This window comes from Herbaspirillum sp. NPDC101396 (assembly GCF_044767365.1).
In the GTDB taxonomy this organism is placed as follows: domain Bacteria; phylum Pseudomonadota; class Gammaproteobacteria; order Burkholderiales; family Burkholderiaceae_D; genus Herbaspirillum.
The window spans coordinates 621,509-641,979 of record NZ_JBIWNT010000001.1 but is presented as its reverse complement, the minus strand read 5'-3'; the positions used below and the strand labels follow the sequence as shown (position 1 = coordinate 641,979).

General features: G+C 60.0%; 20 protein-coding genes. 9 read left to right on the top strand and 11 right to left on the bottom strand.

The window, feature by feature from the left end:
- Nucleotides 1-23: 23 nt before the first annotated feature.
- On the bottom strand, nt 24-626 hold the full coding sequence (locus ACIROY_RS02855) for an excisionase family DNA-binding protein (protein WP_402271390.1): 603 nt from the start codon (nt 624-626) through the stop codon (nt 24-26).
- A gap of 179 nt (nt 627-805) precedes the next feature.
- On the opposite strand from ACIROY_RS02855, the gene ACIROY_RS02850 reads away from it, so the two are divergent.
- From ACIROY_RS02850 to ACIROY_RS02830, 5 genes are all read left to right on the top strand, one after another.
- A complete protein-coding gene (locus ACIROY_RS02850; RefSeq protein WP_402271392.1) occupies nt 806-1,141 on the top strand; it encodes a hypothetical protein in 336 nt (111 codons plus the stop codon).
- Nucleotides 1,138-3,315: an ATP-binding protein gene (locus ACIROY_RS02845; protein ID WP_402339467.1), complete on the top strand. Its 2,178-nt coding sequence runs from the start codon at nt 1,138-1,140 to the stop codon at nt 3,313-3,315. Before ACIROY_RS02850 ends, ACIROY_RS02845 begins: the two co-directional genes overlap by 4 nt.
- Nucleotides 3,312-4,355, top strand: a complete 1,044-nt coding sequence (locus ACIROY_RS02840; RefSeq protein WP_402271397.1) for an HD domain-containing phosphohydrolase — start codon at nt 3,312-3,314, stop codon at nt 4,353-4,355. The genes ACIROY_RS02845 and ACIROY_RS02840 overlap by 4 nt, the downstream gene beginning before the upstream one ends.
- Before the next feature lie 2 nt (nt 4,356-4,357).
- Nucleotides 4,358-5,233, top strand: a complete 876-nt coding sequence (locus ACIROY_RS02835; RefSeq protein ID WP_402271400.1) for an HDOD domain-containing protein — start codon at nt 4,358-4,360, stop codon at nt 5,231-5,233.
- A gap of 133 nt (nt 5,234-5,366) precedes the next feature.
- Nucleotides 5,367-6,161: an EAL domain-containing protein gene (locus ACIROY_RS02830; protein WP_402271402.1), complete on the top strand. Its 795-nt coding sequence runs from the start codon at nt 5,367-5,369 to the stop codon at nt 6,159-6,161.
- Between the two features lie 24 nt (nt 6,162-6,185).
- Here the strand turns inward: ACIROY_RS02830 and ACIROY_RS02825 are convergent, their stop codons facing one another.
- A complete protein-coding gene (locus ACIROY_RS02825; RefSeq protein ID WP_402339464.1) occupies nt 6,186-7,583 on the bottom strand; it encodes a PLP-dependent aminotransferase family protein in 1,398 nt (465 codons plus the stop codon).
- Between the two features lie 181 nt (nt 7,584-7,764).
- On the opposite strand from ACIROY_RS02825, the gene ACIROY_RS02820 reads away from it, so the two are divergent.
- On the top strand, nt 7,765-7,992 hold the full coding sequence (locus ACIROY_RS02820; protein WP_402271406.1) for a hypothetical protein: 228 nt from the start codon (nt 7,765-7,767) through the stop codon (nt 7,990-7,992).
- A 332-nt stretch (nt 7,993-8,324) separates the two neighbouring features.
- On the opposite strand, the gene ACIROY_RS02815 is transcribed toward ACIROY_RS02820, so the two are convergent.
- From ACIROY_RS02815 to ACIROY_RS02805, 3 genes are all read right to left on the bottom strand, one after another.
- Nucleotides 8,325-9,041 carry a hypothetical protein gene (locus tag ACIROY_RS02815; RefSeq protein WP_402339461.1) on the bottom strand — a complete coding sequence of 239 codons (717 nt, stop codon included), beginning with the start codon at nt 9,039-9,041 and terminating at the stop codon, nt 8,325-8,327.
- 49 nt (nt 9,042-9,090) lie between these two features.
- Nucleotides 9,091-10,029 (bottom strand): 3-hydroxyacyl-CoA dehydrogenase NAD-binding domain-containing protein, encoded by a 939-nt coding sequence (locus tag ACIROY_RS02810; protein WP_402339458.1) that lies wholly within the window; start codon nt 10,027-10,029, stop codon nt 9,091-9,093.
- 103 nt (nt 10,030-10,132) lie between these two features.
- Nucleotides 10,133-11,101 (bottom strand): LysR substrate-binding domain-containing protein, encoded by a 969-nt coding sequence (locus tag ACIROY_RS02805; protein ID WP_402339456.1) that lies wholly within the window; start codon nt 11,099-11,101, stop codon nt 10,133-10,135.
- Between the two features lie 229 nt (nt 11,102-11,330).
- Here ACIROY_RS02805 and ACIROY_RS02800 point away from each other — a divergent pair, with 229 nt between their 5' ends.
- Nucleotides 11,331-13,619, top strand: coding sequence for an NADP-dependent malic enzyme (locus ACIROY_RS02800; protein WP_402271431.1), 2,289 nt, complete (start codon nt 11,331-11,333; stop codon nt 13,617-13,619).
- Here ACIROY_RS02800 and ACIROY_RS02795 read toward each other — a convergent pair.
- Complete coding sequence (locus ACIROY_RS02795; RefSeq protein WP_402271433.1) at nt 13,573-14,544, bottom strand: homoserine O-succinyltransferase; 972 nt, start codon at nt 14,542-14,544, stop codon at nt 13,573-13,575. The two genes, ACIROY_RS02800 and ACIROY_RS02795, sit on opposite strands and share 47 nt — an antisense overlap.
- A gap of 131 nt (nt 14,545-14,675) precedes the next feature.
- Between ACIROY_RS02795 and ACIROY_RS02790 the strand changes: the two genes are divergently transcribed.
- Together ACIROY_RS02790 and ACIROY_RS02785 are read left to right on the top strand one after the other, a co-directional pair.
- A complete protein-coding gene (locus ACIROY_RS02790; protein WP_402339453.1) occupies nt 14,676-15,449 on the top strand; it encodes a 4'-phosphopantetheinyl transferase family protein in 774 nt (257 codons plus the stop codon).
- A gap of 77 nt (nt 15,450-15,526) precedes the next feature.
- Nucleotides 15,527-15,988, top strand: coding sequence for a DUF697 domain-containing protein (locus ACIROY_RS02785; RefSeq protein WP_402339450.1), 462 nt, complete (start codon nt 15,527-15,529; stop codon nt 15,986-15,988).
- Nucleotides 15,989-16,006: 18 nt separating this feature from the next.
- Here the strand turns inward: ACIROY_RS02785 and ACIROY_RS02780 are convergent, their stop codons facing one another.
- Genes ACIROY_RS02780 through ACIROY_RS02760 form a run of 5 tightly spaced genes read right to left on the bottom strand, consistent with a single transcriptional unit; the run spans nt 16,007 to nt 20,432 of the window.
- The gene (locus ACIROY_RS02780; protein WP_402339447.1) at nt 16,007-17,209 is read right to left on the bottom strand and encodes a prohibitin family protein; all 1,203 of its coding nucleotides are present in this window, start codon (nt 17,207-17,209) and stop codon (nt 16,007-16,009) included.
- Nucleotides 17,206-18,858 (bottom strand): cyclic peptide export ABC transporter, encoded by a 1,653-nt coding sequence (locus ACIROY_RS02775; protein ID WP_402271442.1) that lies wholly within the window; start codon nt 18,856-18,858, stop codon nt 17,206-17,208. The genes ACIROY_RS02780 and ACIROY_RS02775 overlap by 4 nt, the downstream gene beginning before the upstream one ends.
- 4 nt (nt 18,859-18,862) lie before the next feature.
- Nucleotides 18,863-19,060 (bottom strand): hypothetical protein, encoded by a 198-nt coding sequence (locus ACIROY_RS02770; RefSeq protein WP_116432771.1) that lies wholly within the window; start codon nt 19,058-19,060, stop codon nt 18,863-18,865.
- A 15-nt stretch (nt 19,061-19,075) separates the two neighbouring features.
- The gene (locus ACIROY_RS02765; RefSeq protein WP_402339445.1) at nt 19,076-19,642 is read right to left on the bottom strand and encodes a hypothetical protein; all 567 of its coding nucleotides are present in this window, start codon (nt 19,640-19,642) and stop codon (nt 19,076-19,078) included.
- A 13-nt stretch (nt 19,643-19,655) separates the two neighbouring features.
- Nucleotides 19,656-20,432: a thioesterase II family protein gene (locus ACIROY_RS02760; RefSeq protein ID WP_402339443.1), complete on the bottom strand. Its 777-nt coding sequence runs from the start codon at nt 20,430-20,432 to the stop codon at nt 19,656-19,658.
- Nucleotides 20,433-20,471: the final 39 nt, after the last annotated feature.

Here is a 20,471-nt window from a genome sequence, read left to right as displayed (position 1 = left end):
GGCGTCATACTTCTAAAAAGTGGCTAGGCGCGCGCTGCCCGGGCCTTTTGGGCGCAGCATGCGCGGAGATAGCCGGACAGCTCGTCATAGTTGACCGGCTTGCGGAAAAACACGACGCCTTCCGGAACGCCGCCGCGCGCATCCAGTTCTTCCGGCGCCAGGCTCGACACGATGGCGATGTTGATGTCCGACAGCGAAGGGTAGCTGAGGATGGTGGTGATCACCTCGTAGCCGTCGATGCCGTCCATGACGATGTCGGCCAGCACGATGTCCGGTTTGTTGCTGGCGATTTCCACCAGGGCCTGATAGCCGTTTTCACAAAACGTCGTGGTCGCAGGCAAGTTCCACGACGCGATCTTCTTTGCGTAGATGTCGCGTTGCATCTTGTTGTCCTCCACCACCAGGATGGAGGTCTTCTTGTTGAGCACCGGCTTGTCGTGAGTGTCTTGCGGCGTATGCGGCGCGGCTTTATATGCTTCCACGGCAGCCAGAGGGATGCGGCGATGTCCGCCTTTTGTCTTCCACGCCTCGATCACGCCGGATTCCACCAGTTGCTGAACCGATGTCACGGAAATGCCCAGGATCTGGGCAGCTTCCTGGGTTGTGCATACCTCGGCAGTCGTCATGGCAACGTTTCCTATCATATTGATTGAATTTTAAACGAATTAAATAAATTTGCAAATTTAATGTTTAATTTGTTAAAATTGATTTATTCGATGAGATTTTGTTTTGCTGCCTGCTTTGCGGCAACTTTGGGTCCCATTATGGGATGAAACGTGCAAATCTGAAAGGGGCTAGGGAAAATATGAAAAACCACGAATTCGTTATGGCAACCGGTATTGCCGATTATTCCCGACTGATGTGCGAACGCCGTGTCTCATTCGTGCGGGCGCTGATGGATGAATGCCGGCTCCTGCAACAGCGGATCGACCAGGAAAAGCTGGCCATGGCATCCGGAGTTGTCGAGTTCGTATGGGAAGGCTCTGTCTACGAGACCCGCCTGCCGCCCACCAAGGCTTCCATTGCGGCACTGGCGGAACTCAATGCCGTACTCGGCGATTTGTCCAAGATCGACCACATCCTCAACGATGTCGCAGTCCAGGTCGGCGCAGACGCGCTGGCTTACGGGAACATGTTGTGACCTCAGCAACCGCGCGACTGTCGGGCCTCTGGCGCTGTGTCGGCGTGCGTCATGTGTTCCTGTCGGCGGGCCTATTGCTGGCAATCGCCGCGTTGGGCTGCAGCCTTCGCCTGGACGCGGCGTTGCCTGCCGTGCACCAACTGCAACCGGCCATGTTCGCGCTGGCAGCGGCTATCTTCATCTACAGCGTGTCGCTCTGGCGCTTCATGCGGCGGCGGGAAGATGTGGAATGCCAGTTGCAAAACGCAAAGGATGCCGCCGACAAGGCCAACTCCGCGCGCGGCGAGTTCCTGTCGACCATGAGCCATGAAATCCGCACGCCGATGAATGCGATCCTGGGCATGGCAGGACTGATCCGGACCACACCGCTGGACGCGCAACAGGACGGCTTCGCCAAAGGGATAGAGGAGTCTGCACAATCGTTGATGAACATCATCGACGACGTCCTCGATTTCTCGAAGATCGATGCCGGAAAACTGGATATCGAAGCGCGCGAAGTCGAGTTGCTGGGCATCGTCGAAGCCAGCGTCGACGTGCTCGCGTCCCGCGCCAGGGAAAAAGGCGTACGCCTCAGCAGCTATGTCGACACCAACCTGCCGGACATGGTCCGCGGCGACCCCGGTCGTTTGCGGCAGATATTGCTCAACCTGTTGAGCAACGCCGTCAAGTTCACCTCCTTTGGGGAAATAGCCGTCAGTGCCAGGCTCGTCGACGAGGCGCCGGGCCAGTGCCGCATCCGCTTCCAGGTGACCGATACCGGGGTCGGCATCGACAGCCGGGCCCTGGACAAACTCTTCATGCCGTTCGTCCAGGCCGACGGATCCGTGACGCGCAAGTACGGCGGCACCGGCCTCGGACTTTCCATCTGCAAGCGCCTGGTCAGCCTGATGGGAGGGCAGATCGGCGTCGAAAGTCGCGTTGGGCATGGTTCGGCATTCTGGTTCGAGCTTGCGATGCCGGTCATCAAGAAGGCCGGAAATTCAAACCAGTTGCAGGGAGAGATGCTGCTGGTGGCGCCGGACGACGAGAGCGCCAGGGCCTTGCGCAAGTATGCCGCCGCAGCGGGAATGTCGGTGCGCAGCGCCCTGAGCCTGGGGCAGGGGCGGGAGCTTGCAGCCAGGCTGGCCCCTGGCGCCATCGTCGTCATCGACACCGCGGTACATGACTTTTGCCTCGAAAAACTCGCCGAGGTCCGCACCGCGTGGAACCGGGCAGGGGCTTGGCTGCTGTTGGCCGCCGATGAAGACGTCCGTGACGATCTGGCGATGGCCACCGATGCCCCGATTCTCATGTTGCCGCTCAGGAAAGACGTCTTCTGCAATGCTCTGGCGGCGCGCAGCATCCCGCCGGCGATCCCCGATGCGGCAAAGCCAGCCGCCCCGGACGAACAGACCGCCGTTCCCCCCGTAAAAAAAACGTACGTCAATCTGCCCATCCTGCTGGTCGAAGACAACCTCATGAATCAAAAGGTCGCAGTGCATCAGCTGAATTTTCTGGGATACGACGTCGACGTCGCCGTGAATGGAAGGGAGGCATTGGCAATGCTCGACCGCGGCACCTATGCTGCGGTGCTGATGGATTGCCAGATGCCGGAAATGGATGGCTTCGAGGCGACGCGCCGCATCCGCGCGGGCGAACATACCAGCGGCCGGCACATTACGGTGATTGCCATGACGGCAAACGCGATGATGGGCGACCGCGAGCGGTGCCTGGAAGCCGGCATGGATGACTACCTCAGCAAACCGATCCTGCGCGATCGACTGGAATCGGTGCTGGCCGGACATGTACAGCGGCACGGCAGTGCTGCCGGTTCTGGCTTGGGCGCCGGGCAGCCGGAAGCGCTCGACATGAGGCGCCTGCAAGAACTGTTCGACGACGACCGCGACACCATGCAATCGATGTTGTCATTCTTCGTCGTCAACACCCGGCCGGTCATCGACGCGTTACAGCAAGCGGCACTGAACCGGGACATACCCGCCGCCCTTGAGTTACTGCATCGCCTGGCCGGATCCGCCGGCAATCTCGGGGCGTCCCGAATCGCTGCGCTGGCGGGCGTCGCCGAAGCGGCGGCACGAGAGGGCGACTGCCTCCAACTCAACCAGCGTTGCCAGGAGTTGCTCAAGGCATTTCACTGCGTGCAACAGCGTATTGAAGAAATGAAGGAAACAACATGAACGTACTGATCGTCGACGACGACCGCATCAACCTCGCCCTGTTTTCGCACCTGCTGGAAGACATCCCGGATACGACCATCTTCGGGGCCTCCGATCCTGCCCATGCCCTGGACTGGTGCCGCGAGCATGAAACGGACTTGCTGCTGCTGGATTACATGATGCCGGATATGAACGGCTTTGCCTTCCTTGAGCAATTCCGACTTTTGTCGGGACAGGATCATGTTCCGGTCATCATGATCAGCACAGACGCCAAAACCACCGTGAGGCACGCGGCGCTGGAGCTGAGCGCCAACGACTTCCTCACCAAACCGGTCAACAAGGTCGAGTTGCGCTCCCGCGTCTGCAACATGTTGAACCTGCGCAAATCTCAACTGCGCCAAAGCGGGCTTGCCCGCAGCCTCGAATGCAAAGTGCAGGAGGCCGACGAAAAAATGCAGCAAAACGAGCAGGCAACTGCTGGCCGGCTTGCAACTGCAGCCCAGTACCGGGACCCGGAAACAGGTGCGCATTTGCTGCGCATGGCGGGCTATGCCCGTCTGGCGGCGGCCAACCTCGGGCTATCTGTGGAAGAACAAAACGATATCCATGACGCCGCGCCACTGCACGACATCGGAAAAATCGGCATCCCTGACCACATCCTGCTCAAGCCAGGTCGACTGGACGATGCGGAGATGCAAATCATGCGGACCCACCCGTTGATCGGCGCGCAGATTCTCAAGGATGGCAATTCGAAGCTCATGCGTAACGCCTCGGTGATCGCGCTGACACACCACGAGAAATTCGACGGCAGCGGCTATCCGCACGGGCTGAAAGGCAAAGATATCCCGCTCTATGGGCGCCTCGTCGCCGTTGCTGACGTCTTCGACGCGCTGACGTCAAGCCGTCCATACAAGGCGGCCTGGAGCATCGAAAGAGCCACCGGCTGGCTCAGGCAGAATGCCGGCAGCCATTTCGATCCCGACTGCGTGGAAGCGCTATTGAGAGACATGGGACAAATCCACGCCATCCTCAACGCCCATAAAGATGAGGACATCCACTAGCCATGAGCGACAAAATAGATTTCAACGAACTCAAGGAAGTCCGGACGTTGCCATCGCCGACGGGCGTGGCCCTGAACGTCATGCGCATGTGCCGTAGCGACAATGTCTCGTTGAGCGACCTGGCTGCGCAAATACAGGCCGACCCGGTGCTGGCGGGACGGCTGATCCAGCTCGCAAACCTCGGCAAGCGCGCCCAGGCACGCCCGATCATTGCCGTGTCAACGGAAGTCCTGCTGCTTATCGGCATACAGGCGGTGCGCCAGGTCGCACTCGGCGTATCGCTCATCAGTTCTTACCAGAGCGGCGCCTGCCGCGGATTCGATTACAACCAGTTCTGGTCGCGGTCGCTGGCCATGGCATGCGTGGCCCAGGCAATCGGCGAGCGCCGCCCGATCGCACCGACGGCTGAATTGTTCACTTGCGGACTGCTGGCGGGTATCGGCAGACTGGGCCTGGCGGCGGTGCGTCCCGATGCGTATGGAGAACTCCTGTCGGCAAACGCCTCGGCCACCGTCGACGAGCTGATGAAGCTGGAACGGGAACGCTTCGGCTGCGATCGCGTGCAATTGTCTGTCTCCATGATGGAAGACTGGAAAATTCCGAGCCTGTTCGTCGGCGCGGTGCGGTTCTACAAGACGCCGGCGTTATCGGGCTGGGTGGAAGACAGCCGCCGCCAGCAACTGGTGCGCTTGCTGAACCTGGCCGCATTGATTGCCGACATCGACGTCGCAGCCGAAGAAGAGAAGCTGCAGGCGATGCCGTCGCTGTTTGAACGAGCCGCCGCCATCGGCCTGTCGGCCGAAGATGTGACCGAGGTGATGAAACAGGCGGCGAAAGAATGGATAGGCTGGCGCGAAGTGCAGCGGTTTTCGCGGTGACGTCAGTTCGGGCGCGCGCGACATCATCTCGACTCTCGGAGGTTCGACAGGCGACGCAATAAAAAATGCAAAAAAATATCGCTTCCTGGGGCATGATGGCGATTCCACACAAATCTTGATGGATGGAATTGACATGATCCCCATACGCCCGGACATCCCTCACGACAGCGAGGGCCAAGCGCTCGAACGTGGTTGCAGCGGCTGCGCCGACTCTGCAGAATTGGACATCCAATTCGACTATGCCTATCAGCCGATTGTTGAATTCACAACCAAATCGATTTATGCGTATGAAGCGCTGGTGCGCGGTCCGCAAGGGGAGTCTGCCGCCAGCGTATTAGCGCAGGTCAACGACAACAATCGCTACCGGTTTGACCAGGCATGCCGGGTGAGGGCGGTGGAGGGGGCATCGATACTCGGGATGACCGAACTGTTATCGATCAACTTTCTTCCCAACGCGGTGTATCGCCCCGAAGTCTGTATCCGCAGCACGTTCGCGGCAGCCCGCAAATATAACTTCCCGATTGAAAACATCATCTTCGAAGTGACCGAGGGCGAGCGTGTCCAGGACCGGCCGCACCTGGTCAACATTTTCAAGGAGTACCATCGTTTTGGATTCCAGACGGCCATTGACGATTTCGGCGCCGGTTATGCCGGCTTGAACCTGCTGGCGGAGTATCAGCCTGATCTCATCAAGATCGACATGGACCTGGTACGCGATGTGGATAGCAACAAGCCGCGCCAGGCAATCGTGGCCGGAATCGCCGCCATTTGTAAAAGTCTGAATATCCGCGTGCTTGCGGAAGGTATCGAAACCGCTGCGGAACGCGACTTTCTACTGAGCGCGGGCATCACGCTCATGCAGGGCTATTGGTTCGCCAAACCTGGATTCAGGAAATTGAGCACCATTCCTGATTCGGCCTGGCGGTAACTTCAAACGCCGGCTTCCGGACAGTTAAACCACGGCGGCGCTGAACGACTCCGGCCGCCGCGCGAGCAGATGCGACAGCCGCTGAAGACCGGCCTGCAAACGTCCGCGATCCTTGATGCTTCCCAACGAGATCCGAATTGCATTCACGGATGCGCCGCCAGTTGCGAACGCCTCCGCCGGCGTGACTGCGATGCCCTCGCTACCGGCTGCACGCGCAAGCTGCGAGGAGTTCCAATAGCCCGGCAACTCGAGCCATACATGCAAGCCGTCGCCGGTGCCGCTATACCGCCCCGCCAGAATATCCCGCGCCATCCGGTGGCGCAGGCGCGCCTCGTTGCGTACGCCTTCCATCAATCCGCCCGCCGAACCATCCATGATCCACTGGGTGGCCAGCGCAGCAGTCAGCGGCGCCACCATCAGCGCAAACGATCTGAGCGCGACCAGGAAACGTTCGCGTTCGTGCGGGTCGCGTATCAGTACGAAAGCGACACGCAAGCCGGGCGTGAGGCATTTCGACAGGGTAGAGATGTAGACCACCTGTTCCGGGGCAAACGTGGCGACAGGCGGCGGGGCATCGGCAAGGAGCCAGTAGGGATCATCCTCGACGATGCGTACAGTGCAGCGCCTGGCGATGCCGGCGAGCTCCTTGCGCCGCCGTTCCGGAATGGTGACGGCGGTCGGGTTCTGTAACGTCGGATTGAGGTAAACCAGCCCAGGCTGGTACTGGCGACACGCTTCCTCAAGTCGCTCAGGCACCATCCCGTGCTTGTCCGCTTCCACCGCAACGATGCGTCGGCCGAATTGGGCCGCTGCGGTACGCAAGCCGGGATAACTCGCTGGTTCTGCCAGGATGACATCGCCAGGCTCCGTCAACGCAAGGATCAATGCGGCGATTGCCGCTTGCGCACCCGGACAAACCACAACTTGCCCAAAATCCAGATGCCCAAACATCGGCGCCAGCCATTTGGCGCCGGCCTTGCGGTCGGAGTCGCTTCCCCCGGCCAGGTGGTAAGTCATCAGCAATTCATTGTCTGCCCGCATCAGCACCTGAGACAAACCTTGCTTCAACATGTCGTCAAAATCCACGCCAGCCGGCGGTGGCGGGGTGTTCATGCTCAGGTCGAGGATAGCGGTCAATTCGACTTTCGGCGCCGCGACATAGGTGCCGCGGGCGCCTCGGCCCTCCAGCAAGTTGCGGCGCCTGGCTTCGTCGTAAGCGCGCGTGATCGTCGTCAGATCGACGCCCAGCCGTGCCGCCAATTGGCGCTGCGTAGGCAGACGGGCACCCGGTTTCAGCGATCCTTCGGCCACCGCCGCCTGCAACGCATCCGCAATCTGCAAAAACCGTGGCCCGCCATGCACAGCCAGGCGCGGCAACCAGAGCGGCGAATTTTCATCTTGTATGCTTTTTGACTGGGACATTTTGTCTCAATGTATGGAAATTGCTTTCAAGTAGTATGCGTCAGGACGTGCAGCAGCGCCATCCTTGCATGGCCGCCTGGCGGTGATGGTTCGGGTAAAAATGAAGCTGCTGACGTCGCGTTTCAAGGTAGTTCTCCGCACGATAACTGGTATCAAGCAATAGCCTGGAAGTATTAAAAAGATGGAATGGGTCCCGATAGTCTTCGTTACGTTCAAAGTTCTCGTGCTCGGCACGGGCATGTTCTACGCCATCAAGTGGCATTACGATCAAGGGAAGGAGAAAGGACCGCGTGCGGTGTTGCGCGCGAGCGGCAAGGTGGTCACGGTCGTGGTGCTATCGCTGGCGGGCCTGGGGCTTTTCACTTACGTCCTTGCCAGGACGCTGGGACTGGACTTGACCTTTCCATGACGGGCAAGAATGGATGGGAGGCTGGTATTCGGGGAGACGGCTGTCGGGCAGCGTCGGGCGGGTTATAGGGAATCGCCAGGAACATCTCAAATACTTGCTTATGTCATTTTACATAATGTAAATTATGCGAAATTTGTGATTACGGTAATCCGGTTGAATTTCAGTACTATGCCCAAGGCCAATCCGCCGAGGAAATCGGCAGACGCCTCAAACGCAACAAACACACTGTGCACCGCTGGCTTACAGGCAAACAGAAAATGCCGTGGTGGATTCCCGAAATGCTCCGGCTCCAGCGCATTGAATATGACCGTTGTCGCACCAAATTCGCCTTTTCAGTTTACCAACGTCTTGCGAACTTCTGGAAGGACATCTTTAAATGCGAGGGATTCGGCTATCGGGGTCGGATTCTCTTTGATTCGTAAGCAAACCTCGTCAGTTGAAACCTTCAACTCATCAGCCCAACTTTTCATTTGAAATGCTACTGTCTTATCAATAGTGGCTTTCATCACTTGGCGATATTTCTCTATATCGTCGTCAGATAAACTTTTCCTCATCACAATAATTTCCTCTGAGTTTGCTTTTTTAAATTCATTAACGAAACTGGAAATATCAATGCCTTTTGCTTGGCAGTATTCAGGACGGGCATAGATATTTGTGGCAAAGAATCCGAAAAAGAGATCCCTCGCTGTCTTTTTCTCTTGCACTGGATCTCCCTTACTCTTTGACGTCAGGCGATCGACTTCTTTCAGCGCATTTTCTTGCAACAGGTCCGAGGAGGTTTTCCCGTCAGTAGCCTTTGATTCATTCAGAAGTTTGGTCGTCTGCTCCTCAAGTGCTTGCTGTACGGTCTCGGGTGAAGGTCGATTGTTATAGTTTCCTGCCAGACTCACCGCTACCACAACTACGATAGCGCCACCTATTCGCCCTGGAATCGAAGGAACACTACGTTTAAAGACTTTCTCTATCAACGCAAAAAACAATACAACTGCTACCCCAGTGCAAGCCCCAACAACGACGCCTGGAATTTTGGCTAGCCAAAAAGTGTCCATTTCTGTTTCCCTCAGATATTATTTTGATTGTCGCGAACCATACTCGCACTCACAAATACGAAGCCCCATCCTTAAGCGCCAACAAAGAAAGCAACACATCATCCCGCTCCGCCTGCACGGCCACGATATCGCGATCCCCCAACTCGTCTTTCACACCCTGAGCAAAGCGCCCGATCAGCTCTGGATTCAGTGAGACGTCGCCCAGATCCTTCCACCAGGATTCGATCGGCGGCCCCAGATGCTCCAGCATATGACCGATCCCACCAGCGCCGCCGGACAACTCCAGGTTCATGAACGGACCAAGCAGCGCCCAGCGCAAGCCGGGGCCGTAGGCAATCGCGGTGTCGATGTCGCTGACCGATACCACACCCTCCTCGACCAGATGAAAAGCCTCGCGCCATAGCGCCGCCTGAAGGCGGTTTGCGACGTGGCCTTTTACTTCCTTACGGATGTGGATGGCCTTCTTTCCGACCGAATCGTAGAACGCCATGGCGCGCGCAATGGCGTCCTCTGAGGTGAGGCGTCCGCCGATCACTTCCACCAGCGGGATCAGGTGCGGCGGATTGAACGGATGGCCCAGCAGCACGCGCTCGGGGTGCTTTGCGGCGTCCTGGATTTCACTGATGACGATGCCTGACGAGCTGGTGGCGATCAGGGCCTCGGGCGGTGCAAAGGCGTCGATCTCGGCAATCAGTGCACGCTTGATATCGATGCGCTCGGGGCCGTTCTCCTGCACCAGGTAAGCGCCCGCGACAGCGTCCTCCAGCGATGTGTGGAAGCTCAGGCGGTCACGCGAGGCGCCCTCCTTCAGGCCGATGCGTTCCAGCGCCGGCCAGAAGCGGTCGACCAGCATGCGCAACCGCTCTTCAGCGCCCTCTGCCGGATCCGTCGCCGCCACGTCGAAGCCGTGCGCGAGGAAATGCGCAGCCCAGCTCGCGCCGATCACGCCTGTTCCAACCACTGCAATCTTTTTCTTTGTCTCCACCATAGTCGCTTTCAATATGCCTTCATGTGAATGTGTATCTGCCTGCCGGAATCATCCCAGTCTTTTGAGGTTCCCGCAAACCGGGGTTGCCCCGGTCGCTTCCGCGCTAACTGCCTGAATACGTCTCCTGGCAGACCGCGCGCAAGGCTTCGGCGAACAGTTGGTCTGCCTTGCGCTCGACCCCGTCCGAGCGCATGAACAAGGCGATCGGGGACAGCGTCCATTCAAACGAATATGGCACGATCGCCACGCCGGCGACGCGCACCAGTTCCTCTGCGATATCGGAGGGAACTATCGATATCGCGCTTTCGTTGGAGACGATCATCTCGCCGATCAACTTCGCCGAGTAGCTCTCCACGACCGGCGCCGGAGGGACGATCCCCGCGCCCAGGAAAATATCGGCCACCTGCTCCCGCATCGGCGTATTGGGGGCGCCGAGGATCCAGTCGAGCTCAACCATCTTGTGCCAGTCCAGGCGCACGCGGCCCAGTTGCGCCGCCAGGCGGCGGCTGGCGATCAACCGCGGCTGCTGACGGTACAGCACCTCGAACCGGATGTTCTCCAGGTTCACACCCGAGGATGCGCGCCCGATGACCAGGTCAAGGGCGTGTTCGCCCAATTGCGCCAGGAGCTGGTCGCTGGTTCCTTCATGAATCGTCACGGTCAGCCGCTGGTCGCCGTCAGGCCGGGTGCGCTGAATCGCGCTGGTCAGTAGCTGACCCGAGATGAAAGGCGTGATGCCGATGTGCAGATGGCCGGCATGGCCGGAGGAAAGCGTCTCGATGTCGCGCACCAGATGACGCAGGTCGTGGACCATCGCCTCTGCCCGCTCCAGCACCACCTTGCCCAGTTCCGTGGGCGCCATTCCCCGTGCCGACCGGTCGAACAGCGGACCGCCGAACATCCCCTCCAATTCGGAAAGCGCGTTGGTAATGGCCGGTTGCGTGCTGGCCATGTGCTCGGCCACGCGCGTGAGCGACTTGTGTTGCCGTATTTGCAACAACAAGAGCATATGGCGCATTTTCAGGCGGGTGCTTAGGCGTCTGAGCAGCGCATTGGCGTCAAAAACCTCCATGAGGATGGTCTTTCATTAGAAAAATATGATGGAGTCATAATAAATCAAAATGATCTCCATATAGTTGTTGCCTAAACTTGCCTCAAGTCATTGCGGTGACGATTACCAAGAAAAAACGGTGTGAGCGCCAACAACAGCAAGAAACTCAACGCCGATAACAAACTGACAACAAATCGACAACCAAGCGCCTTGAGCCATCGGCCGGCGCATTCTGGAAGAGGATGAACACATGAACACGACAGACCGCCAAGCAGCACTGGATTACCACCAGTACCCTACCCCCGGCAAAATTACCGTCAACGCCAGCAAGCCCCTGGTCACCCAGCGCGACCTGACGCTGGCCTATACGCCGGGCGTGGCCGCGGCCTGCGAAGAGATCGTGGCCGATCCGCTCAATGCTTTCCGCTACACGGCGCGCGGCAATCTCGTGGGCGTCATCACCAACGGCACCGCGGTCCTCGGGCTCGGCAATATCGGCGCATTGGCGTCCAAGCCGGTGATGGAAGGCAAGGCGGTCCTGTTCAAGAAATTCGCCGGCATCGACGTCTTCGATATCGAGATCAACGAGACCGATCCGGACAAGCTGGTGACGATCATTGCCGGCCTGGAAGCGACCTTCGGCGGCATCAACCTGGAAGACATCAAGGCGCCTGAATGCTTCACCGTCGAGCGCCAGCTGCGCGATCGCATGAAGATCCCTGTATTCCATGATGACCAGCACGGCACCGCAATCACGGTATCGGCCGCTTTCATCAACGGTCTGAAAGTCGTCAAGAAAGACATCGCCGAAGTCAAAGTGGTGGTGTCGGGCGCCGGCGCAGCCGCGTTGGGCTGCCTGGAACTGATGATGGACCTGGGCCTGCCGCTGGAGAATATCTGGGTGACCGACATCGAAGGCGTGGTCTACGAAGGACGCCCGACACTGATGGATCCGGACAAGGAACGCTATGCGCGCAAGACCGACTTGCGCACGCTGGCACAGGTGATCGAAGGCGCCGACGTGTTCCTCGGCGTGTCCGCCGGCAACGTGCTGAAAAAGGAAATGGTCGCTACCATGGCGGCGCGTCCGCTGATCCTGGCGCTGGCCAATCCGACTCCCGAAATCCTGCCCGAGGTTGCACTGGCGGTGCGTGACGATATCGTGATGGCGACCGGCCGCTCGGACTATCCGAACCAGGTCAACAACGTGCTGTGCTTCCCGTACATCTTCCGCGGCGCGCTGGACGTCGGCGCCACCACCATCACCCGCGAAATGGAAATTGCCGCGGTCTACGCCATCGCAGGCCTGGCGGAAGAAGAACAGAACGATGTCGTCGCAGCAGCCTACGGCAGCTACGACTTGTCGTTCGGTCCCGAGTACTTCATCCCGAAGCCTTTCGATCCACGCCTGATCGTGCGCATCGCGCCGGCAGTCGCCAAGGCCGCCATGGAGGGCGGCGTCGCCACGCGACCGATCGCCGATCTGGATGCCTACGTGGAACAGTTGCAGCAATTCGTCTACCACTCAGGCGCGTTCATGAAGCCTTTGTACGCAGCTGCCAAGCAACGCGTACGCGACGGCGACAAGGCGCGCATCGTCTTTACCGAAGGCGAGGACGAGCGCGTTCTGCGCGCAGTGCAAGTGATTGTCGATGAAAAGCTGGCGCGGCCGATCCTGGTCGGCCGTCCCGAAGTCTTGCTGGCGCGCATCCAGAAATTCGGCTTGCGGCTACGCCTGGGGCAGGACGTCGAAGTCACCAGCCCGGATTACGACGAACGCTTCCATCAATACTGGACCACCTACTGGGACCTGATGTGCCGTGAAGGCATCACCAAGGAGATGGCGCGCGTCGAGATGCGCCGACGCCTGACCCTGATCGGCGCCATGATGGTGCGCCTGGGCGACGCCGACGGCATGATCTGCGGCACCGTCGGCGCGTATCACGACCACCTGCGCTATGTCGACCAGGTCATCGGCAAGAAACCCGGTGCGAACACCTATGCCGCGATGAACATCCTGTTGCTGGATCAGCGCACGGTGGCATTGGTCGACACACACGTCAACGATGACCCCAGCGCCGAACAGATCGCCGAATTCACCATCGCGGCCGCAGAACAAATGACCCGGTTGAACCTCGTCCCGAAGGCAGCGCTGCTGTCGCGCTCCAATTTCGGTTCCGCCAGTTCGGCCTCCGGCAGCAAGATGCGTCGCGCCCTGGACATCATTACCGAGCGGGCGCCGACGCTGGAGGTCGACGGCGAGATGCATGGCGATTGCGCCTTGGACGAGGCACTGCGTCTGCAGATCCTGCCGAGTTCGCGACTCAAGGGCTCCGCCAACCTGCTCGTCTGCCCGAATGTCGACGCCGGCAATATCGCCTACAACCTGCTCAAGACAGCCGCGGGCAGCAACGTGGCGGTGGGTCCGTTCCTGCTCGGCGTGAACGCGCCGGTGCATATCCTGACATCAAGCTCCACCGTGCGACGCATCATCAACATGGCGGCGCTGACGGTCCTGGATGCAAATCGCCCATCGTAGTTTTATCGGCGATCGTCCCCGCAATCTGATGCAGCCAGTTCCCGAATAAGCGATGCGCATGCCCCTGCCACTGGTTTTCCGGTGGCAGGGTTTCGCAGTCGCCGGGAAAATAGTTTTTCGGAAGGCCGATGTTTTTGCCCGCTTTCCGGTCACGGAAGTATTCATCGGCCAGCGTGTGGGTGTCGTACTCGACGTGGTTGAAGCAATGCAGCGCGCGATGTTGCGGATCGTTGAGCAGGCAGAGACCGGTTTCCGGGGAACCCATCAGAACCGAAATGCCGCTGTCCGCCGGAATGTCGGCGCGCCGAATTTCCATCCAGCGTGACACCGGAATATTGAAATCGGCCGGAAAGCCTTTCAGATACGGCGAGCCTGCATCCAGCCCGTGATGCCGGAATATGCCGAACGCCTTCTCCTCCAGCAGGTATCGCGGCATGCCATGAAAATAATGCAACGCCGCCTGTGCCGCCCAGCAGATGTTGAAGCTGCTGTGGACGTTGGTTTGCGTCCAGCGAAAGATATCGGTGAGCTCATTCCAATAGCGCACCTCCTCAAACGGGATCGTTTCTATCGGTGCGCCGGTGATGATGAAGCCGTCGAAGTTCTGCCCCTTGATGTCCGACCAGTTCCGGTAAAACGACGCCATGTGTTCGCCCGGCGTGTTCCTGGGCACATGGTTCGTCATCTTCACCAGTGTCAGGTCGACCAGCAAGGGGGTAGCGCCGAGCAAGCGGGCAATCTGGGTTTCCGTATTGATCTTGTCCGGCATGAGGTTAAGCAAGCCGATGCGTAGCGATCGCTGGTGCCGAGGCCATGCGCTCTGGTCATCCACCACCATGACGCCTTCGGCCCTGAGCGTGGCTCGTGCGGGCAAACGGCTTGGAATTTTGATTGGCATAGGCTTCCGGTCTGCTTTGCCGGCCATGGTAGCACCGGCACTTTCGGCGACTATACCGTGCGTCTCACATTTCAAAAAAAGCCTTCGGGCCAGAGTTTGGCGCATAAAATACCGACAACATTCCACGACGCAATGACGCATGATCCGGACGACTCGCCATGGCTGCACCTGACTTGCTGACAATTCCTGCGGCCGTACTTTCAGCCGAGGCCGCGCTCGACATTGCCCTCCCGGCGCTGCCGTCGCATAGCGCGCTGTGCATCGGCGTCACGCTTGCGCCGGACCGGTTCGCCGCCATTACTGCCTGCTGCCTTCCATACACTTCAGCATCGGAACAGGATCGCGCCGCACGCTTTCTGCACGCTGCCGATGCGGTCCGGCATTTGTATGGACGCGCCCTGCTGCGTCGCGCCGCGATTGCTTGCGGCGTCATGTCAGGCGTACAAGAATTCGACGTCAATCCGTGGGGCAAGCCGATGCTGCCGGGCGCTGCGTTGCAGGGCAACATCAGTCACTCGGGAACGCAGGTGTGGCTGGTGCTGGGGCGCGACTGCGACGTGGGGATCGATATCGAGTCCGTGCAAGCGCCTGCTGACTTTATCGATATTGCGTCCGCATTTCATCCGCAGGAACTGCGGTCGATACGAGAGGCCCCCGATTCGCCGCACGCGATGATGCGCTGCTGGAGCCGCAAGGAGGCGGTGGCAAAGGCAATGGGACGCGGACTGTCCCTTGCGCTGGATAGCTACGCGGTCGACATCCGTGTCGGCGCGATGGATTGGCTCACGCATGCGCCGGCCGGAACCCGGCTTGCCGACTGGCGTTGCGCCGATCTTCCGCGGGCAGCGGATTATGTCGGGGCCGTTGCCGCTTACGGAGATTGCCGGCGGATTTCAACCTGGCAACTGAAGATTGAAACCTCACCTGCATGATCGCAGCAGGCTAGAATAAGTACTCCATCAAGCAGGTTGTCCATCGATACCCTCCCCCCGAACATCCAGGAGAAAACATGACTGCGCCCGCCCCGCTCACCCGCGCCGCGTTACGCCGTTTGCACGCGCAGGACGTGATCATCCGGCATACCTCCATGGCCGGCGCCAGCATGGCCATTCCCGTGCCCTTGCTCGACATGGCCGCGGCCTTGTCGATACAAGTGCGCATGGCGAAAAAGCTATGCGCGCTGTACGACGCCGAATTCAATCGCACTGCCGCGCGCGACGTCATCACGGGAATCCTGGGCGGCTTGTCGCCGGGCAGCCTCAGCGCCACCGCGTTGCGCTATCTGTCGTTCGCCAGTTATTTTGCCGGCACCCTGCCCTCGGCCGGCCTCAGCGCCGCCTACACTTACGTGCTCGGAGAACTGCTTATGGGCCGACTGATTGCGAACGGACGCATTGACCTGCCCTCGCCGGGAGAAATCGGCGAACGCCAGTCGTCGGCTTCGCCGGAATTGGCCGAAGCGCACGCCTGATTCAAGCCCTCTGCCGATCTAGCGCAAAGGCGGCGGCATCGGCATCGGCATCGGCGGGTGGTCGCGCAAAGGCCGTTGTTCCCGGTGTGCTTCACGTGCCTGGAGATCGCGAGCGGAATCCGCCGGTTTGAGGGCAGCGGCAGCGGCGGCCGCTTTTGCCGTTGCGCTCTTCTCTGAAGGAACCGGGTCGGCACCCGCATTCTTGCTGTTGCGTGCGCCTGATTTCAGCTCAAGCGTGGTGTCGCCCCTGCCGATGTCTGCGCGCGGAGCGTTCGCTTTATCCTTGGCGTCCTTCTTCTGTGGCACGCCGTCGCCGTTGATGGAAATCAAGGGCAGGCCGCCCGTCTTGTCGTTGCCGATCACCACCACCTTGGCGTTCTCGGAACGCGCCAGTTCCAGCGTCGCCTCGATGCCGCGCCAGCGCAGATAGGCATCCGACATGCCGCCGCTGATGATTTCCTGGAAGTTGCGGATGCCGAGCGCTTCCACGCGCTTGCGTTCGCTCTCCTGCTGTTCCTTCTCGACGATCAGTGCATATTGCTCGACCTCATGGCGCGCCACGTTCTTGCGCACGATGGCGTCTTCCACGCCGTCCGGCAGCACGATGCGCTTGACCAGCACGTCTTCGATCAGGATCCAGTTCTGGCCGGAACGGAGCTCCGTATTGAAGCGGTTCTTGATGTCATAACGCACCGACTCGGAGATCTGATTCTGGATTTCCAGGCGATGGCTGGTGTAGATGTCTTCCGGACGATAGATCGCAATCACGTCGCGTGCACGCGCGCCGACCGATTGACCGAGCAGCGTCTCGGCGTACTCCGGACCGGCATATTTGTGCAGCTCGCCGAGGTGTTCGGGAATCACGCGGAAGCGCCAGGCCAGCGTCGCCATCAGCTTGAGGCCGTCCGAGGACAGCACTTCGAATTCGCGTTCCACGCTCTGCAGTCGCGCGTCGTAGACGTACATGACGTCCCACGGCATCATCAGATGCGTGCCTTCCGTCTCCACGTGATCGATCACCGTGCCGCCGCCAAAGCGCTTCCACAACACGCCCAGGTGGCCGGCCGGAATCGTGACGATCATCGACGGCAGCAAGAACGCGATCATCACCACGAGGATCACCGCGACGATCATCAGGTCGTTGCTGAAAAACTTCAGGCGCCGACACAATCGCTCCCAGACGGTGACTGCCGGGGCGTGGAATGCTTCTGTGGTGCTCATGTTGCGGCTCCCTTGCTGGAGATACTGGTAACGCGGCCTTCCTCGAAATGGAGGCGGCGGTCTGCGTGGTGGAAATATTTATCGTCGTGGGTGATGGCGATGACGGTGATGCCGTCGGCGCGCAGACGCGGCAGCACAAGCTGGTAGAACTTGGCGCGGAAGTGCGGGTCCTGATCGGCGGCCCATTCGTCGAGCACCATGATCGGCGGGTTTTCCAGTTGCGTCGCCACCAGGGCCAGCCGCTTGCGCTGGCCGGTCGACAAGTCGACGGTGGAGAAGCGGCGACCGTCGAGATGCGCCTTGTTCTCGACTTCCATCTCGTCGATCAGGCCGGCCGCACGTTCGCGGTCGATGCGCTCGACGCCGTACAGCGTGGGGAACAGGTGAAAATCGGAAAACACCGCGCCGAACATGTCGCGATAACGCTGCATGTCGGCCCTGACCACCAGCCGGCCGTCGACCAATATCTCGCCGGAGTCTGCAGGATAAAGCCCGGTCAGCATCTTGATGAACGTGGTCTTGCCGGAACCGTTGCCGCCTGTGATGAACAGGGTCTCGCCGCGCTGGATGCTCAGGTCAACCGGGCCGACGGAGAAGCGCTCACTGCCCTCGCCTCGCGCAAACGTCAGATGTCGCAATTCAAGGGTATTGAAGTCCGCGAAGGCAGCCGTCGGCGCTGCGGCCTCGCGCTGGTCGCCGGAGGGAATGCCTTGTTCCACGTTTTCATCGAACAGTTTTTCCAGCTTCAGCAGATTCTCGGCGGCGGCATTGGCCACCGTAATCTGCGGCGCCGCCGAGATCACGCCCGATACCGGGCCGACCAGGAACAGTACGGCTGTCAGCACCTTCACCGTGCTGTCGGCGAAGGTGGTGCTGAGCGCGGGCAAGATGAAGACCAGCGTGCCCAGCAAGATGAAAATGGCGACTTGTGAAAAGACGAAATTGACGCCCAGCGCGCGCTGCGCCAATGAACGAAAGAACGCCGTCCGTCCGGACACCATGACGGCATCCTGCAACAACTCCGCAGCGCGCCGGCTCGACAGCTTCACTTCCTTGAAGCCGGCCAGCAGCCCTTCGACCATTTCGTGCAGGGACACCACTTCATCGTGTGCGCGCCGCAAGTCGATACTGGCACGCTCGCCGCGCTTGCGATACAGCCGCGCGGCCACCAGCAGAACCACGACCACCAGCGCCAGCGCCGGAATCGACAAGGTAGCGATGTAAATGGTGGTCCAGAAGATCATCATCACCGCCTGAACGCCGAGGATCAGGCTTCCGGCAGTCTGCGAGATGGTCTGCGTGTCGGTGTTGATCGCGGAAAAGATGGCGCCGTGGCCGATCTTTTCCACCCCGAGCAGTTCGCAGTCGGCCAGCTTGCGGATCAGGCTGCGGCGACGCTCGTCGACAATGCGCTCGACCTCGTCGGTGGTGGTCTGCAAAACGTAGCGCTGGCTGAAAATGTACACCAGCAAGGCCAGGCCGTAGAGCAGGATGGGAATAAGCTGGTTGCCGCCGCTGGCCTGCGTGGTGGCGGCCGAGTTGACCACCGCCAGTATCCCGGTACTGGCGCCGCCGGCCAGGAGGGCCATCAATCCGAGACGTTGCAGCGACGTCTTTGAATCGCGAATAAGAAGTTCGGTCAGACGCATCAGATCATCGCTCGGCCGGACCGTTGTAGAACACCTTGCTCTTGTCGTCGATGGCGGCAAACAGCAGCACATAGATAAACGCCACCAGCGGTGTCAGCAGGAACGCCAGCAACAGCGTGCGCAGGGATCCCAGCCGGCTCCTGCGCGCGACGAAGGCGACCAGAACGCACAGCACCAGATAGATTAAGAATGCGATAGGCATGATGTTGACTCCTTGTTATTTCTTGTCTTGGATTTTCAATGGCACGGCGCCGTATTCCAACGCACGCACGTCCTGGGCGCAGCTCTCGCCGGTGTCGTACAGGCATTGGATGACTTCCGCTTCACCGATGGTTTCTTCGCAGCTGGAAGTGTCGAGCACGCTGGGGAAGAAATGCATGTCCTGCTTGCCGGTCTTGATCAGATAGAAGCGCGACAAGGTGCTGCCGATGGTCTTGCCGGCTTTCTTGTAACGGATGCCGACAACCAGTTCTTCCAGCGTCTGGTTGGACGAATTGGTCAGCTGGATTTGCGGCGAGCAACTGGTCTTCTTGGTCCCGCCCTCGTTGGCGACCATGATCGCCTGCGGCACCGCAAGATAGATCAGGCCTTTCGGGCGACGCTTCTTGAGCAGCTCCTGCAGCGGCTGATCGGAAACGAAGGCGCCTGCGCCCAGATGATGGCTGGCGTCCTGCGCATTGGCTCGGGCCGGCAGCACGCCGCTCAGCGCCGACAGCAGCAGTACGCAGCCTGTCCCTGTGACTGTACGTGCGACGACCTTCGGCAATATTCTTTTGATGTTCATGAGGCAGCTCCGCTCAGGCGGAGACAAGTGGGTGTAAATCGGCCGACCGCACACGTGCAAGGTCGGTGTTCAACGCCGCGCAGACATCCGCGCTACGGAGGAAAAAATGATCGCCTGCGAATTCTTTCAGCACGAAATCTGCTGTGGTAAAACGCTGCCACCCGGCCATGCTTTCTGCATCGGCATGCCTGTCGTCGGCACCGGCATACGCCGTGATCGGATATGCGGCAGGCGCGGCCGCGAATGGCGCTGCGGCCAGCGCAAAGTCGGCCCGCATCACCGGCAGCACCATCTCCCAGAAGGCCGGCTCGTGCGACATCTCGACAGGGATCCCACCGTACTGCAATAACAGTGCCTTGAATGCGTCGTCGTCCAGGCCGATCGCCCGTAATGCCGGCGACGGCAAGTCCGGGGGCACATGCGCCGCGACGATCAGCTGCATCGGCGGCCAACCGGCGTTCGCCAGCCTGGCCGCCAGCGCGGATGCCAGACGCGCGCCCATGCTGTAGCCGAACAAGACATACGGGCGATCCAGCAGAGGCATGATCGTTTCCTGCAAGGCCGTCAGCATGTCATCCCATGCGTGCAGCGGCGCTTCGCCCAGGCGCGTCTCGTGCCCCGGATACTGGAGCGGCGCCACGGCCACCCCGGCATCTTCCAGACGCGTGCGCCAGGAAAGGAAATTGGATGCCCCACCGCCCGCAAACGGCAGGCAGAACAGGCGCATATGCGCGTCTTCCCGGCCCAGCCCGAAAGGAAACCAGGCGCGTGATTCTTGCAGCGGACTCATTGAAGGACGTTCATGTCAGCAGTCACCGTCGGGACGCGT